Here is a 15,458-nt window from a genome sequence, read left to right as displayed (position 1 = left end):
CATCAATCATCCACTAAAACGGTCTTGGCCAGCTTAACTTGGCTGGACTCGTAAACCAATTTTGCCTGGTTTACTTTAGCTTGTTCGAGGTTCACTTGTTTTTTAAATTGTTGAAAGCTTTCTCCAAAACTAATAATCCCTAAAGTTATTAAAAAAAGCGCAAACATGGTCTCCATTAAAACAAAACCTGATCGTAATTTATTCATAAGAACCCCACCCCATTTGCGGTTTTAGAACCGTATTATTTTTAAAATAGTCGGAATGAAAAGTTATTTTAACTGGACTAACGTGCCCTTGATTACTTAAGGAAAATTGTTGCGGAAGCGCCCGCATTGTTTCTGGTAGTATAATTTGATGACTCCAGCCGCTATCTTTACCACGGAATAAAACTTGCTTTTGTGTAATACTCACCTGGACACGATCCCGTTCCACGGCCGATTTAATCAAGCTATAGTGCCACGCCTGATCAAATTGATTTAAAAAAATCGTTTCTGCCCGGTGATAATAAAAAGGGCGGATTTGGCTTGCAGGAAAGGTAATACATAAAACGATCATCGCCAAAACAATAACCGTTTCGATTAACGTAAAGCCACGGTGACTAATCATTTTTCTTTAGCTTCAAGTGCCTTGGCCTTAGTTAATTGCTTCTCAGACAAATAACCCGCCTCTTTTAATTCATCCAGACTGGCCCGCTTATTATCGTGATCATTGGCGTAAAGATCCCTTTGGGTTTGGACCACTGTCTTAAACGCGACATCGCTCGTTGATTCTGCATTTTTACGTTGGGCACCCACATTGGGTAACACGATCATAATTAATAAAGTAATAATAAATAAGACAACTACCATTTCGATCAAGGTAAAGGCCCTTTTCGATTTTTTTAAAACCTGATGACTAAATGAAGCAATCAACTTTTTAATTTGTACAAAAGACCCCCACAATGACACCCTTTGACCCATTTTATTCTTCAAAATAATTTTCATTAGTACATCCCCTCCATCATTTGGTACAGCGGTAATAAGATACTTAAATAGACACCAATGATCGTCAGCGCAATAATGCCGAAAAAGAAAGGTTGAACGTAAGTGACGATTCGTTCGATCTCTTGAAGCATTTTGCGGTAGGTCAATCTTGCTTGGACAATTAGTTCTTCTCCCAAAAATTCTTTAGTTTCCCCCTTTTGGACAAATAATGCTAATTCATCTGGAAATAGCGCCTGTTCGGTTACGATATTTGCTAAGTTCTTACCTTCTGCCAATTGCGGTTGAATTTGTTTGCCGAGTTGATAAAGTAAACTGTTTTCCGAAAAATTGGTTAATAGTTGACATATTTCTTGTAAATTTAGCCCATTTTTTAATAACGTTCCCAAGTTAAAAAGTAAATAATAATGATAATATTCTCGGTACGAACGGCCAACAAGTGGTAAACGGTTACAAAATATGGCTCTTTTTAACGGATTCTTTTCAAAAAGTAGCTTTAAGTAAAAGATCAAACTAACTAAGCCGATCCCCGCCAAACTCAGACCAAAGTAACGCCAATAAAGCAGGACGTTTTGGTTCATATTGGCCTGCCAGGATAGTAATTCAGGCTCGATCATCTGCTTGACAAAAAAGATGAGCCCACCTAAAAGTAATAACAACACGAAGGGATAGCGTAATAGGCGTTTAAGTTGCCGTTTTTGCTTTTCTTGTTCAAGTAATAGGCGGCCAATCTGTTTTAGACTTTGTTGCAAGTCACCATGCTTTTCGGTGATTCGAATTTGGCTCACAACATCCGCGTTAATCCCCACCTCAAAAAAGGCATCTGCCAGCTCTTTTCCCGAACTTAATTGTTGCTTGAGTAGAACTAACCGGTCTGCTTGATTAGGTAGTAATACCAGCATAAATTCAATGCTTTGGGGTAAGGAAAAACCAGCCTCCAGTAAATCGGCCAGTAACGAAAAAAATTCAATTTCAAAATGACGTCGTTGCTTACCCATTTTGATATGCTTTAGCCGTTTCTGAAGAAATAATCCCATCTTGCCATGCCTGCTCCAATAATTTAGGCCAACCTACCATCGTTTTTCCGGTAAAGGCCCCCGCCAAGGTCTGGTTATTCAATAAATCAAACAAAATAGCCGCTTGCTTTTTTTCAGTGGGTAAAATTCGTTGATAACAGACACTGGTTAGACAATCTTTTAAGGTTTCTTGATCAATTTTAAAATCAGTTAGGCGCTTAATGACCCCCGCGGCACTTCGCGCGTGTACCGTGCTCAACACCAAATGACCACTTAAGGCCGCCCTAATCGCTGCGGCGGCAGTTTGTTCATCACGAATTTCCCCAATAATAAAAATATCTGGTCGGTGGCGTAAACTAACCTTCAGTAATTCGGCGTAGGTCATATTGGCCTGGTCATTAACTTGAAGTTGTAGAAAATTATTTTCATAAATTTCAATCGGATCTTCAATCGCCATGACGATTTTTTCCTGAGCATTTTGCCGAGCAATTCGATATAAAGTCGTTGTTTTACCAGAACCAGTTGGCCCGGCAAACAACATCAGGCCACGTTGTTGACTTAATTGCTGCAACTGGGTTAATTGCTGGGGAAAAATAAATTGATTCGTATCTGCGTACGCGTAGATAAAACGAATAACCATTGATTCAAGGTTTTCAAAATTTCCAACGGTAGATAAACGTAAGAATACAGTACGATCCGCCATTTTAAGTGTCCGTGCCCCTAATTGTGGGCGCCTTGTTTCACTAAGTGACATCTTGGCACTATACTTCAAATGATTTAATAATGGTTTAACTTCTGTTCTCGTCATCATTTGCCACAATTCAATGCCTGTACTCGTTCGCTTTTTAATCTGATATTGCTGGCCAACTGGTAAGAAATATAAATCAGTTAGTCTTTGTTCAACGGCCATTCTCAATATTTTTGTTGCTTGTTCCTCAACAGACATGTTCTCACCTCCTTATCAATAAATTACGTAAAACGTAGCGCCATTTTATTTAACTGATAAGATGTAATTTTTAGAAGGCAGGAATAAAAATCCTAGCCGCTTACTATTTCTGATCATTACTCTAGTGGAATGTAGCGTTCATATTTAAATTGAATTATATTGCTACCAAAAATAATGCTTATGCCGCTTGCTATTGACTTACACGTGGGCGGATTTAATTTAGATTCCAATCCAGTGCACGCATTCCATACGCCAGCGCCGGAATGGAATCTAAACTGTTCGTTCCTGTACCAGTTAGGTTTTAGCGTTTTAAAAACTAGTTACTAGTTTTAAATATGGTCGCTACGATGCACTAGAACGTGCGCCCAAAATCAGTGTTCACGTGCCTTTGTCACACCACCGTTTTCATTTTTGGCGGATATAAAAAAGCACTTGGCTATTTTGCCAAGTGCTTAAAATTACAATTATTATTTAGCGTCTTCATTATCTGGTAATTCACCAGTATGGTAAACATCCGAAACGTCATCATCATCTTCGAGAAGATCAATCATCCGTTCAAATTGTTCAACCTTATCCGTTGGAACTGGTGTCGTGTTCTCAGGAATCATGGTTAATTCAGCGTTTGCTAACTTATAACCTTTTGCTTCCAAAGCATCACGAACAGCTGCCAATTGCTTAGGATCAGTGTAAATTTCGAAAGCTTCATCTGAAGTTTCCATATCATCGGCACCAGTTTCCAAAGCATCCTCTAACATCTGATCTTCATCAACGTCCAAATCTTCACGTTCGATTACAATATAACCACGGCGATCAAACATATAAGCAACTGAACCAGAAGCCCCTAAAGCACCACCGTTACGTGTAAAAGCAACACGTACATTGGATGATGTCCGGTTCTTATTATCCGTTAAAGCGTGCACTAAAACGGCAACGCCACCTGGTGCGTAACCTTCATAAGTAACTTCTTCATAATTTGCTGTATCAGTATTAGAACCCTTATCAACCGCGTGTTTAACATTATCCTTCGGCATATTAGCAGCTCGTGCCTTATCCATAATCAAGCGTAGTTGGGGGTTTGAAGAAGGATCAGGACCCCCAGCTTTTACAGCCATATATAACTCGCGAGATATTTTTTGGAAGATTTTTCCACGCTTTGCATCTTGGGCGTTTTTACGGCCCTGGATGTTATGCCATTTTGAATGTCCTGACATGTTATTTCCCTCTTTCCTTTATCAAAAAGTTGTGTCAATTCAGTAAGACACCTAGACTATATTATCAAAACTAGCCGTCGCTGACAAGACCCACCATCAATAAATTGATACCGATTACTTATTTTTAAACTGAATTATCCCCACCTCAAAAATCTAACCGATTAAATTTGACAAAAAAATAAGTTAGGCCATTTAGCAATTATTGCCAAACGGCCTAACCCACTCACTTTTAAATTAAGCTTACTCTACCGTAACCGCCTTGGCCAAATTACGTGGTTTATCAACATCATAGCCCCGATTCAAACTAGTGTAATAGGCTAATAATTGAGCTGGTACAACGGTTAATAATGGTGTCAACATTGGGTCAACATCCGAAAAAGTAATGTTGTCTTCCGGTTGGGCAACACTATCCATCGCAATGGTTAATACGTGTGCGCCACGGGCCTTAACTTCTTGGATATTTCCACGAGTATGACTTGCCACGCGCTTATCAGTGATAATTGCCATAACTGGCGTGCCATCCTCAATCAACGAGATTGTGCCGTGTTTCAATTCAGCTCCGGCAAAACCTTCTGCTTGGACGTAAGAAATTTCTTTCAATTTCAGTGCTGCCTCTAAAGAAACGGCAAAATCATAGCCACGACCAATATAAAAGGCATTGCGGGTTGTAGCCAAATAATTCTTGGCCAACGAGTTAATCAATTCTTTTTCATCAACTAAACTTTGCATTTCATTGGCAACGATACTCAACTGACCTTTAACATCAAAGTCAGCGGCGACTGGTTGCTGGCGAACATCACCTAATGCTTTAGCCAAAATAGTTTGTAAAGCAATTTGTGCCGTGTAGGCCTTAGTTGAAGCAACCGCAATCTCGGGACCGGCATCAAGTAACATCGTGTACGTAGCCTCACGTGACAAGGTTGATCCTTCTGAATTCGTGATCGTTAAACTTGGGTAGCCCCATTCGTTAACCTTGACTAATACTTGGCGACTATCTGCCGTTTCGCCACTTTGTGATAGGAAAAGGAAGAACGGTTTCTTGGACAATAGCGGTGTGTTATAGCCAAACTCACTTGCCAACTGAACTTCCGTTGGAATATTGGCCAATTTTTCGAAAATTGATTTTGCAACTAAACCTGCGTTATAGCTGGTTCCAGCTGCTAAAATATAAAGCCGATCCGCCTGGTTCAGCGCCTTTAAAAGATCAGTTTCAATTTTAGGCTTACCCGCATCATCTAAATACTTCTGGAGCAATGTTCGCATAACGGCTGGTTGTTCGTCAATTTCCTTTAACATATAAAATGGGTAAGTGCCTTTTTCAGTATCACTTTCGTTAATTGAAACGTGATATGACTTTCGGGTAACTGCTTCACCAGCCAGTGTTTCAATCGCAATTCCATCTTTTTTAACCGTCACAATTTCGCCATCATGGAGCTCAACAAAGTCCTTGGTTTGACCAACCATTGCCATGGCATCCGAGCAAACAACGTTAAAGCCATCACCCACACCAATTAACAACGGACTCTTATTCTTAGCAACGTATAACGTGTCCGGATCTTCACGATCAACTAACAAGAACGCGTAAGAACCATCCAGTAACTGAACTGTTTTCCGAAAGGCTTCCTTACCAGAGAGTTGCTCCTTGGTTGCAAAATAGTCAACCAATTGAACAACAACTTCCGTATCAGTTTGACTAACTAGATTAACACCCTGCAAATATTGATCACGTAATTCGGCATAGTTATTGATGACACCATTGTGGACCAGATAAAAACGACCATCAGCCGATACATGTGGGTGCGCATTAACGTCACTAGGAATACCATGAGTTGCCCAGCGTGTGTGCCCGATTCCCATGGTTCCTTTCACTTCAGGCCCAATCGCTTTTTTAAGGTCCGCAATTCGGCCCTTTGTTTTAACTAAATAATCATGACCATTTTGATCGTTAACGTAAACACCTGCTGAATCATAGCCACGGTACTCTAATTTTTGTAAACCATTGATCAAAATATCAACGGTATTTTCTTTTCCGATAACACCAACAATTCCACACATAAAAAACATCCTCTTCTCAGATTAAATTGAAGTTCATGTTTCCAACTGCGTGATTGCCGCTTTATTGCAAGCTTACACTTGTTTTTAACGATCAATCTGTAGAGTGCAGACCCTGAAGCCACCCGCCGATATTCGATAGACTTCTTCCTCGTCAACCAAAAAATTAATTTTGGCCCAGGCGCTTTCCATTATATTGGTATAGACACATCCTTTTCTCATTTAGTAATTGGAAACACTTAAAACTATAGCCTTAAGTTAAACAGTTGTCAATTATAGCTCACATAAAAATAAATAATTTAATATTGGTATACTATTATTAATCATAAGCCAAGACACAAAAATAAGGAACAATCACAATTTTTTTGTAATTGTTCCTTATTTTTTTATATTTACAATTATCTAGTTGGTAAAAAAATTCATTGCTAAGCTATTCGACACCAACTTGTTCCCGAACAACGGCCGCGATTCGATCAACGTACTGACCAACTTCTTCTTTTGTTGGTGCTTCGGCCATGACGCGCAGTAATGGTTCGGTCCCACTTGGACGCACCAAAACACGACCATCACCGTTCATTTCTTTTTCAACGGTGTCAATAACATCCTTAATCGTTGGGTTATCAAGGGCCTTTTTCTTATCGGCAACTTTAATATTAACCAATTTTTGCGGATAAGTTTTGACTGGCTCTGCTAATTCGGAGAGTTTTTTACCCGTTTGCTTCATAACATTTAATAATTGAATAGCCGTTAAAAGTCCGTCACCTGTTGTATTGTAATCAAATAAAACAACGTGTCCTGACTGTTCGCCGCCTAAGTTGTAGCCGCTCTTACGCATCTCTTCAACAACATAGCGATCACCGACCTTAGTTTGTAGGGACTTCAAACCATCGGCCTCTAACGCCTTATAAAGGCCCATATTACTCATGACCGTTGTGACGACAGTATCTTTCTTGAGTCGGCCACGCTGAGCAAAGTAATTACCTAAAATGTACATGATCTTATCACCGTTAACGATCTTACCTTCTTCATCAACTGCAATACAGCGATCACCATCACCATCAAAGGCAACACCAGCCTGTGCTTCCTTAGCAACAACCGTTTCCGCAAGCTTTTCGGGATGAGTTGAACCAACACCATCGTTGATATTCACACCATTTGGTTTAGTGGCAATTGTCGTAAACTCAGTCTCTAAGTCGGCAAACAAACGAGTGACAATCCCGCTAGTAGCACCATTAGCCGCGTCAACAACAACATTTAGACCTGACAAATCTTCTTGTAAGGTTTGTTCTAAAAATTGCGTGTACTTTAATACACCTTCTGGATAGTCCGCAACAGTACCAAGACCTTCTTTTGATGGTCGTGGTAGCGTGTCCTTGGGTTCATCCAAGAGGTCCTCAATCTCAGCTTCTTGTTCATCCAAAAGTTTAAAACCATCGGGACCAAAAAACTTAATGCCATTATATTCAGCTGGATTGTGCGAAGCTGTTATCTGTACACCAGCGGCAGCTCCTTGAATACGAGTTAAATAGGCTACGGCTGGTGTTGAAATAACACCTAAAGACATAACCTCGATGCCGACTGACAATAAACCAGAAATTAATGCTTCTTCTAATAACTGACCAGAAATTCGTGTGTCACGCGCAACCAAAACAAGTGGCTTTTTATCTTGATTTTCCTGGTATTTAGCTAAAACATAGCCACCAGTTCGACCAACGCGAAAAGCCAACTCAGGCGTTAATTCTTGATTCGCAACACCTCGTACGCCATCGGTTCCAAAATATCTTCCCATAACTTAAATTCCTCGTTTCTTTTTTCGTTTATTGATTAGATTGTGAGCTGCTGCTACTTGAGCTTCCTTGATTCGAACTCTGACTTGACGCCGCACTCGATTCGGAAGAAGTCGAACTACTTGAACTATTATTTTTACTGGAAGTTGTGGCAACACTACTGCTGGTTGCGCCGCTTTCAGCTGCTGCGTCATTATTATTAGTATCATCATCATTAACGGATACAAGTACCTGAACACTCTTCGGAGTACATTGTAAGTTATTGCTGCCTGGATCAAGACTAATCGTCTTGGTAGTTGAAGATGAAGCATCATCCACTGGCACATCAACTGTTAAGTCCTTCAATTTATCAAGTTCACTTTGCGGTCCTGTTACGGTAACTGACTTGGTGTCTGAAGATAACTTAACTGCTTTACCATCAGCCGGTGTTCCAGTAGCTTTCAAATTAATACTTACTTTTTTGGATGGATGTTCCACTGGTATAGTCACCTTAACCGCCTGTGGATCCATTAAGACATTAACCGTATTTCCCTTGCTATCTAAGGCTTGCAGTAAAGTTTCCTGGGAAATATCACTTTCAATATTGTTCTTTGTATTTACGGTTGCAACAACTTGATCAATTGAATTCACGGCCGAACGTGATCCCGTTACAGTCGTTGTCGTTTGATTCAAACTAATATCGCCCGTTGTGTAGCCGGTTGCCAAATTAGCCTTATTAAACTTAACCTGAATTGGGAAACGCTTGATCTCCTTACGCTGAACATCAATTGTTACTCGTTGGGGACTAATACGGTAACTAAGTTCCTTATTTAGCCCTTCCTGACGCAAGGTAACAACGTGTTTACCAACACCCAGCCGTTCAAGGTTGGCCATTACTTTAAAATTTTGTGTATTGGTCGTTGCTGTTACTAAAGCACTAGGCCCTTCAATTTTAACCTTAACTTTTTCAGGATAACCGGTGATAAAATATTTATCCGTATCAGCGTTGATCTGTAAAGGCACCGTAATTGTTTTTGATTTATTTGCTAACATTGTACTACTGCTACTGGCGGCTTGTCTTGTTGAATTGATTCGATCAATATTAACGTAAGTAAACAACATGATCGCAAAAATTAGTGCCAAGCCACGGTAAACCCAAGGGCTATTAAAAAATTTGTTCATTTTTTAATTCCCCCCTTAATGACTGCGTCGATAAATTCCTGCACAACATTTCGCTGCGGTTGTTCAGGCTTCAATAATTCACGACGTAAAATTTTAAGGTAATCCTCTTGGGATAGATCACGCATCATTTCACTATTTTGAGTGATCATGACCCCACCGGTTTCTTCTGAAACAACAATGGTTAAGGCATCAGTGACTTCACTGATTCCAACGGCCGCCCGATGTCTTGTCCCTAATTCTTTAGGGATAAGATTACTATCTGATAACGGTAAATATGCTGCGGCCACCGCGATTCGCCCATTTTGAATGATTACTGCACCATCATGTAAAGGTGTGTTAGGAATAAAGATATTAATCAGTAATTCCCCGGTAACATCAGCGTCCAATGTAATCCCAGTTTCGATATAATCCTCTAAACCAGTATTTAGCTGTAACGTCATCAAGGCCCCAATTCGCCGCTTTGACATGTACTGAATCGCCTTATCAAGCCCGGCAATCATGCGCTTTTCCTGTTCATTTTGCGAACGATTACGTACAAAAATTGAACCGCGGCCTAAATGCTCTAGGCCTCGTCGAATTTCAGGTTGAAATATAATTACAGTGGCAATAACACCCCAATTAATGACCTGATCCATAATAAATGAAACAGTTCGTAGCCCGATTCCCCAACTGATCAATTTAATTACCACGATCACAACTATTCCCTTTAATAGCTGTACCGCCTTGGTTCCCCGGACTAACATGATCAACTTATAAATAAAATACCAGACAACAAAGATGTCTAACAAGTTGACGATGTTACCCCAGTTTAATAGATCATTCCAATTAATTGACATAGGCTACCTCCACTTCTTATAAACTTGCGTTATTATTATAGCACGAACGGGACTACGTTTCCGCTAAACTTATTTGGAAAAGTCCTCCCTAACCGCTAAACAACCGAATTACCTTTAGTGCCCATGCATCTTAAATTCAAGAAATTTATCGTTATAAATACCAACCATGCGCGGTCCTAGATCTTGGTAAACTTGCAGATGACTAATTGTTTTTTCATCAGGATAAAATTGTGGATCATTAGCAACTGATTTTGGTAGCTTTTTTTCGGCCGCTTTATTCGGCGTGGCGTAACCAACATAGGTCGCATTTTGCGCAGCATTTTCCGGTCTTAGCATGAAATTAATGAACGCGTAAATTGCTTTATAGTGCTTGGCTGTCCTTGGAATCACTAAATTATCAAACCACAGATTGCTTCCCTCACTTGGTACAACATAATGTAAATGAGAATTATTCGCCATCATCTCAGAGGCCTCGCCGGACCAAGTAACCGCTACTGCCGCCTCATCTTGTGCCATGTACATTTTAATCTCATCTGCAACAATCGCCTTAACGTTTGGACTTAACTGATCAAGACGTTTTTTTGCTGCATTCAACTGAACTGGATTAGTTGTATTAACGGAATGACCTTGCTCGATTAAAGCCATTCCCATAATATCCCGGGCAGAATCCACCAACATAATTTGGTTACGAAAACGTGGCGACCATAAATCACGCCAGTGTTGTACCTGATTAGCCTTAACCATCTGATCGTTGTAGACAATTCCTAACGTTCCCCAAAAATAGGGTACTGAGTAGCGATTATCCGGATCAAAACCAAGGTTAAGAAAGCGTGAATTTATATTAGCCAGGCCGTGAATTCGGGACTTGTTTAATGGCTTGAGTAAATGCGCCTTTCGCATTTTTTGAACCATGTATTCCGATGGAACGGCAAGATCATAACTAGTACCGCCCTGCTGAATCTTAGTAAACATTGCTTCGTTGCTATCAAAAGTCTCAACACGAACTTTATAGCCAGTTTCCCGTTGAAATTTTTTAATTAATTGTGGATCAATATAATCGCCCCAATTATACAGGGTTAACGTATCGGAATTAGTCAGGCCTTGTGCCTTTTGTAAATGGCTACTAGTCATAAATAATAAGAGACAAACCGCCAGAATTCCTAAAATAAAGCTAACTAATCGTTTCATTTAATTTGGGTTGCCTCCAATCGTTGCCGCTTTCGCGTTCGTTTGGAAGAATTATACTGATTTAGAAAATAATACCCAACAACTAACAATAAAGAAAAAACAAACATCAACGCAGATAGTGCATTAATTTCTAAACTAATTCCTTGCCGAGCCCGAGCGTAAATTTCAACTGACAGCGTTTCAAAGCCATTACCAGTAACAAAAAAGGTCACCGCAAAATCGTCTAGCGAATAGGTAAAGGCCATGAAGTAACCGGCAAAAACACCGGGGGCAATGTAGGGTAAAATCACTCGACTGAAGACTTGAAAATTGGTAGCGCCTAAATCAGTTGCGGCATCGATCAAAGATAAATTCATCTCGTTTAGCTTAGGGAGCACCATTAATACCACAATTGGAATTGAAAAAGCAATATGGCTTAGTAGGACGGAGCCAAAACCAAGTTTGAACCCTAAAAAGGTAAAAAAGATTAAAAAGCTGGCCCCAATGATAACATCTGGCGAAACCATTAGGATATTATTTAATGATAAAATAGCGTTTTTAACAACCGGCCGTTTAACACTATAAATCTGTAATGCTCCCAACGTTCCAATAATAGTCGCCAAAAGTGATGACAAAAGCGCGATTAACAAGGTATCAACAACAATCTCGATCATCCGGGAATCACTAAATAATTCCGTATAATGCTGCCAAGTAAAACCAGTAAAATGCGTCATCGTTCCGCCACGATTAAAGGAATAAAAGATTAAATAAAAAATCGGTACGTAAAGTAACGCAAAAACGAAGATTAAATATAAGTTTTGCCAACTAAATCGCTTTTTCATTCACCTTTTCGCCCCTTTTTTCGTCGTTCACCAGTAACAAACATAATAATGACCATTGCAACAATTAAAACCACGCCGATCGTGGAACCCATTCCCCAATTCTGAGTTACTAAGAAATGCTCCTCAATTGCTGTTCCTAGCGTAATCACCTTATTACCGCCGATTAAACGCGTTAACATGAATAACGATAATGAAGGAATGAAAACGGCTTGAACGCCTGCCTTAACACCATTTATCGTTAAGGGAAAAATTACTTTACTAAAGGTTTGCCAATTAGTCGCGCCTAAATCACGACTGGCATTAACGAAGGATGGATTCAGCTCGTCAATGGCATTAAAAATTGGTAAGATCATAAACGGAATTTCAATATAAGCCGCGACAAAGATAAAACTAGCGTTGGTAAATAACAGTTGCTGGGGGCCAATCCCAACAAAAGTGAGAAAATGATTCACTGAACCATTTTGACTGAGAATACCAATAAACGCATAAGCCTTCAATAAAAGGTTAATCCAAGTCGGTAAAATAATCAGCAACAGCCACAACTGCTTGTTTTTAGTTTGATTTAGCCAATAGGCCGTTGGGTAGCTAATCAGGAGTGTTAGCAACGTGATCAATAGTGCGTACCAAATCGAATTAAGTGTCATTTTAAGGTAAGTACCCGAACCAAAGTACGCTTGATAATTGGCAAGCGTTAAATGGCCGCTAATATCAAAAAATGATTGGTAAACAATCAAGACTAACGGCGCAATTACAAAAAGAACGATCCAAAGGATGTACAGGAAGCTATAGGCCGGATTAAAACGTTTCATTCTTCTTCACCTTCATAAGTCTCAAGCCGCGCGTCAAATTCTTCTTCTGATTCACCAAAGCGCATAACGTGTACGTCCTCGGGGCCAAAACTAATCCCCACTTTTTGTCCAATCGTGGCCTTATGCACGGCGTGAATGAGCCACTGATTATTTGCACTATCATGACTCATAATTTCATAAATATTTCCCCGGAAAACTTGCGTATCTACCGTCACAGTAAGCTTTCCCTTGGTTACATCGGTTAAAACTAAGTCTTCTGGGCGTAAAACAATCTCAACGGGCTCGTTAGGCCGCATTCCTGCATCCGCGCACTCAAATTGCTTACCAACAAAAGAAACTAAGTAATCCTTGACCATTTTTCCTTTGACGATGTTACTTTCGCCAATGAAATCCGCAACAAAATGATTAATTGGTTCATCGTAGATATCTACCGGATTCCCTTGCTGCAAAATCTTGCCATTATTCATTACAAAGATTTCATCACTCATTGCCAGTGCCTCACCTTGATCATGGGTAACAAACAAAAAAGTAATGCCTAATCTACGTTGCAACTGACGTAATTCAACTTGCATTGCCGTTCGTAATTTGGCATCTAACGCCGATAATGGTTCGTCCAACAGTAAAACTTCCGGCTCATTAACAATGGCCCGGGCAATTGCAACCCGTTGTTGTTGACCACCGGATAACTCGGCAATCTCACGATCATCATAGCCCGTTAGCTGAACTAGGCGTAACGCTTCAAGTACTCGTCGCCGAATTTCTGCCTTAGGAACTTTTCGTAAACTGAGGCCAAAAGCAACATTATCAAAAACATTTAGGTGGGGAAAAAGTGCGTAGTCTTGAAATACTGTATTAACTTTACGTTTATTTGCGGGTAAGTTATTAATCTTTTGGCCCTTGAATTTTATTTCACCACTTGTTGCGCTCGTAAAACCGGCCAGAATTCTAAGAATAGTTGTTTTGCCACAACCAGAAGGCCCTAATAAGGTATAGAATTTGCCTTGTTCTAATTCAAAATTAATATCATTTAAGGCAATTGTGTCACCATAACGCTTATCAACAGCTTCAAAACTAATAATTGTATTTGCCAACGCACATTGCTCCTTTTTAGTTAAGTTATTCATTTTTAAGTTTAATTCACAGCACCACCAATTATATCGGACAAAATGCTTTTTTTAAACCTTTTCCGTACTTGTTTTACCATTGTGAAATGGCTTACAATGATAAGAAAGTAGCTTCACTTTGGAGGGAATAACATGACTGACTACCAAGCCTTAGAACTCACGCAAGAAGCGGACACAATCATCCCGCAATTTACTACCCAGACACTACAACCACTTGAAGACGGCCAAGTCCAAATTAAGGTCGATTATTCCAGTATTAATTTTAAAGACGCCCTAACGCTTAACGCAAAAAGTGGCGTTCTTCACCACTACCCCCAAATTCCCGGCATTGATGCCGCGGGAGTGATCGTTAACAGTGCTTCCGCCAAATTACTACCTGGAACTGCCGTGGTTGTAACTGGTTTTGGTCTGGGCATTAATCATCCCGGTGGCTTTGCCGAATACATTACCGTTCCTGAAAGTTGGGTGGTCCCTTTGTCCAACGGCCTAACAACCAAACAGGCCATGTTTTTTGGAACCGCGGGCTTTACGGCGGCGTTATCCATTCTAACCTTGCGCCAGCACAGCTCAATGCTAAATCCGCAAGCACCACTACTTGTCACTGGCACCACCGGCGGCGTCGGCGGTCTAGCACTCATGATGCTCCACCAATTGGGCTACCAAGATCTCACCGCGGTCACCCGTCAACCACAGCAGCAATCATATTTAGAGCAACTTGGCGCAACCAAAGTAATTAATCCTGCTGAACTAATTAATGATAAAAAACGGCCATTACTCAAACAAAAATACACTGGTGTTGTTGACGCAGTTGGTGGTACCCTTTTAAATAATTTACTTCCACAAATCAGCTACACCGGTGCCGTTGCTTTATCTGGCAATGCTGCCGGCATCCAATTGGCCGCCACCACTTTACCCTTTATTCTTCGGGGAATTACCCTGTATGGCATTGACTCTGTCAACGTTTCCAGTACGCAACGACCAGTAATTTGGCAACATTTGGCCACTGATTTTTGGCCAACCAATTTAACTGATTTCAAAGTAAAAACCGTCTTATTCAAAGATTTAGGATTATTCCTACCAACTTACTTAAAATCACCTCGCCAAGGCCGCGTGATTGTAAAGATCTCCTAGTTAAAAGTGTAGTGCTCATATTTAAATCGAATTATATCGCTATTAAAAACAATGCTTATGCCGCTTGGCCACTGAATTACACGTGATCAGATTTAGTTAGGTTTTGGCGTTCTGAAAACTAGTCAATCGTTTTAAAAATGGTGCTTTGATGCACTAGAATAATGTCTAAAAATAACAAGGGAGTGGGACAAAAGTCGCTTTTGGATTTACTGCGTAACGTAAGCCAATTCAATAACCGTACTATGGTTATTGAATTGGCTGTAGTTAGACACGTGAATCCAGACTTTTGGCGCACGTTATAGAGTAATGTTCGGAAACAAAACAATCTAAGATTAGTTCCGGTAAGAACTGGTGAGTTTTCCAGTTCTTACCGGATTTTTCTTTTTGTCCGTTACA

The 15,458-nt window shown here is 40.2% G+C and carries 15 protein-coding genes; 1 reads left to right on the top strand and 14 read right to left on the bottom strand.

Annotation, left to right across the window (positions count from 1 at the left end):
• Nucleotides 1–2 precede the first annotated feature (2 nt).
• From EKM98_RS06600 to EKM98_RS06535, 14 genes are all read right to left on the bottom strand, one after another.
• Nucleotides 3–206, bottom strand: a complete 204-nt coding sequence (locus tag EKM98_RS06600; RefSeq protein WP_125981444.1) for a hypothetical protein — start codon at nucleotides 204–206, stop codon at nucleotides 3–5.
• Complete coding sequence (locus EKM98_RS06595) at nucleotides 199–606, bottom strand: type II secretion system protein (RefSeq protein ID WP_125981442.1); 408 nt, start codon at nucleotides 604–606, stop codon at nucleotides 199–201. The genes EKM98_RS06600 and EKM98_RS06595 overlap by 8 nt, the downstream gene beginning before the upstream one ends.
• Nucleotides 603–908, bottom strand: a complete 306-nt coding sequence (gene comGC, locus EKM98_RS06590) for a competence type IV pilus major pilin ComGC (protein ID WP_404802943.1) — start codon at nucleotides 906–908, stop codon at nucleotides 603–605. The genes EKM98_RS06595 and comGC overlap by 4 nt, the downstream gene beginning before the upstream one ends.
• A 74-nt stretch (nucleotides 909–982) precedes the next feature.
• A complete protein-coding gene (gene comGB / locus EKM98_RS06585; RefSeq protein ID WP_125981440.1) occupies nucleotides 983–2,017 on the bottom strand; it encodes a competence type IV pilus assembly protein ComGB in 1,035 nt (344 codons plus the stop codon).
• Nucleotides 1,971–2,942 carry a competence type IV pilus ATPase ComGA gene (gene comGA / locus EKM98_RS06580; RefSeq protein WP_125981438.1) on the bottom strand — a complete coding sequence of 324 codons (972 nt, stop codon included), beginning with the start codon at nucleotides 2,940–2,942 and terminating at the stop codon, nucleotides 1,971–1,973. The genes comGB and comGA overlap by 47 nt, the downstream gene beginning before the upstream one ends.
• A gap of 467 nt (nucleotides 2,943–3,409) precedes the next feature.
• Nucleotides 3,410–4,153 carry a YebC/PmpR family DNA-binding transcriptional regulator gene (locus tag EKM98_RS06575; RefSeq protein ID WP_100071412.1) on the bottom strand — a complete coding sequence of 248 codons (744 nt, stop codon included), beginning with the start codon at nucleotides 4,151–4,153 and terminating at the stop codon, nucleotides 3,410–3,412.
• A gap of 240 nt (nucleotides 4,154–4,393) precedes the next feature.
• Complete coding sequence (gene glmS, locus EKM98_RS06570) at nucleotides 4,394–6,208, bottom strand: glutamine--fructose-6-phosphate transaminase (isomerizing) (protein WP_125981436.1); 1,815 nt, start codon at nucleotides 6,206–6,208, stop codon at nucleotides 4,394–4,396.
• A 427-nt stretch (nucleotides 6,209–6,635) separates the two neighbouring features.
• Complete coding sequence (glmM, locus tag EKM98_RS06565; protein ID WP_125981434.1) at nucleotides 6,636–7,994, bottom strand: phosphoglucosamine mutase; 1,359 nt, start codon at nucleotides 7,992–7,994, stop codon at nucleotides 6,636–6,638.
• Nucleotides 7,995–8,022: 28 nt separating this feature from the next.
• Nucleotides 8,023–9,153, bottom strand: a complete 1,131-nt coding sequence (locus tag EKM98_RS06560) for a CdaR family protein (protein WP_125981432.1) — start codon at nucleotides 9,151–9,153, stop codon at nucleotides 8,023–8,025.
• Entirely contained in the window at nucleotides 9,150–9,989 is an 840-nt protein-coding gene (cdaA, locus tag EKM98_RS06555; RefSeq protein WP_068225242.1) for a diadenylate cyclase CdaA, read from the bottom strand. Before cdaA ends, EKM98_RS06560 begins: the two co-directional genes overlap by 4 nt.
• A 114-nt stretch (nucleotides 9,990–10,103) precedes the next feature.
• On the bottom strand, nucleotides 10,104–11,177 hold the full coding sequence (locus EKM98_RS06550) for an ABC transporter substrate-binding protein (RefSeq protein ID WP_125981430.1): 1,074 nt from the start codon (nucleotides 11,175–11,177) through the stop codon (nucleotides 10,104–10,106).
• Entirely contained in the window at nucleotides 11,174–11,998 is an 825-nt protein-coding gene (locus EKM98_RS06545) for an ABC transporter permease (protein WP_068225247.1), read from the bottom strand. The genes EKM98_RS06550 and EKM98_RS06545 overlap by 4 nt, the downstream gene beginning before the upstream one ends.
• Nucleotides 11,995–12,807: an ABC transporter permease gene (locus EKM98_RS06540; RefSeq protein ID WP_068225251.1), complete on the bottom strand. Its 813-nt coding sequence runs from the start codon at nucleotides 12,805–12,807 to the stop codon at nucleotides 11,995–11,997. Before EKM98_RS06540 ends, EKM98_RS06545 begins: the two co-directional genes overlap by 4 nt.
• A complete protein-coding gene (locus tag EKM98_RS06535; RefSeq protein ID WP_125981428.1) occupies nucleotides 12,804–13,898 on the bottom strand; it encodes an ABC transporter ATP-binding protein in 1,095 nt (364 codons plus the stop codon). The genes EKM98_RS06540 and EKM98_RS06535 overlap by 4 nt, the downstream gene beginning before the upstream one ends.
• A 165-nt stretch (nucleotides 13,899–14,063) precedes the next feature.
• Here EKM98_RS06535 and EKM98_RS06530 point away from each other — a divergent pair, with 165 nt between their 5' ends.
• On the top strand, nucleotides 14,064–15,062 hold the full coding sequence (locus EKM98_RS06530; RefSeq protein WP_125981426.1) for a YhdH/YhfP family quinone oxidoreductase: 999 nt from the start codon (nucleotides 14,064–14,066) through the stop codon (nucleotides 15,060–15,062).
• The last annotated feature ends 396 nt before the right edge of the window (nucleotides 15,063–15,458 follow it).

The sequence above is a fragment of the Loigolactobacillus iwatensis genome, assembly GCF_003950295.1.
Lineage (GTDB): Bacteria > Bacillota > Bacilli > Lactobacillales > Lactobacillaceae > Loigolactobacillus > Loigolactobacillus iwatensis.
This window is presented reverse-complemented; position numbering and strand designations above follow the sequence as displayed.

What these genes read in the sequence shown, in the direction of transcription:
- EKM98_RS06600 (WP_125981444.1), bottom strand. Translation starts at nt 206, where the DNA reads ATGAATAAATTACGATCAGGTTTTGTTTTAATGGAGACCATGTTTGCG.
- EKM98_RS06595 (WP_125981442.1), bottom strand. Translation starts at nt 606, where the DNA reads ATGATTAGTCACCGTGGCTTTACGTTAATCGAAACGGTTATTGTTTTG.
- comGB (WP_125981440.1), bottom strand. Translation starts at nt 2,017, where the DNA reads ATGGGATTATTTCTTCAGAAACGGCTAAAGCATATCAAAATGGGTAAG.
- comGA (WP_125981438.1), bottom strand. Translation starts at nt 2,942, where the DNA reads ATGTCTGTTGAGGAACAAGCAACAAAAATATTGAGAATGGCCGTTGAA.
- EKM98_RS06575 (WP_100071412.1), bottom strand. Translation starts at nt 4,153, where the DNA reads ATGTCAGGACATTCAAAATGGCATAACATCCAGGGCCGTAAAAACGCC.
- glmS (WP_125981436.1), bottom strand. Translation starts at nt 6,208, where the DNA reads ATGTGTGGAATTGTTGGTGTTATCGGAAAAGAAAATACCGTTGATATT.
- glmM (WP_125981434.1), bottom strand. Translation starts at nt 7,994, where the DNA reads ATGGGAAGATATTTTGGAACCGATGGCGTACGAGGTGTTGCGAATCAA.
- EKM98_RS06560 (WP_125981432.1), bottom strand. Translation starts at nt 9,153, where the DNA reads ATGAACAAATTTTTTAATAGCCCTTGGGTTTACCGTGGCTTGGCACTA.
- cdaA (WP_068225242.1), bottom strand. Translation starts at nt 9,989, where the DNA reads ATGTCAATTAATTGGAATGATCTATTAAACTGGGGTAACATCGTCAAC.
- EKM98_RS06550 (WP_125981430.1), bottom strand. Translation starts at nt 11,177, where the DNA reads ATGAAACGATTAGTTAGCTTTATTTTAGGAATTCTGGCGGTTTGTCTC.
- EKM98_RS06545 (WP_068225247.1), bottom strand. Translation starts at nt 11,998, where the DNA reads ATGAAAAAGCGATTTAGTTGGCAAAACTTATATTTAATCTTCGTTTTT.
- EKM98_RS06540 (WP_068225251.1), bottom strand. Translation starts at nt 12,807, where the DNA reads ATGAAACGTTTTAATCCGGCCTATAGCTTCCTGTACATCCTTTGGATC.
- EKM98_RS06530 (WP_125981426.1), top strand. Translation starts at nt 14,064, where the DNA reads ATGACTGACTACCAAGCCTTAGAACTCACGCAAGAAGCGGACACAATC.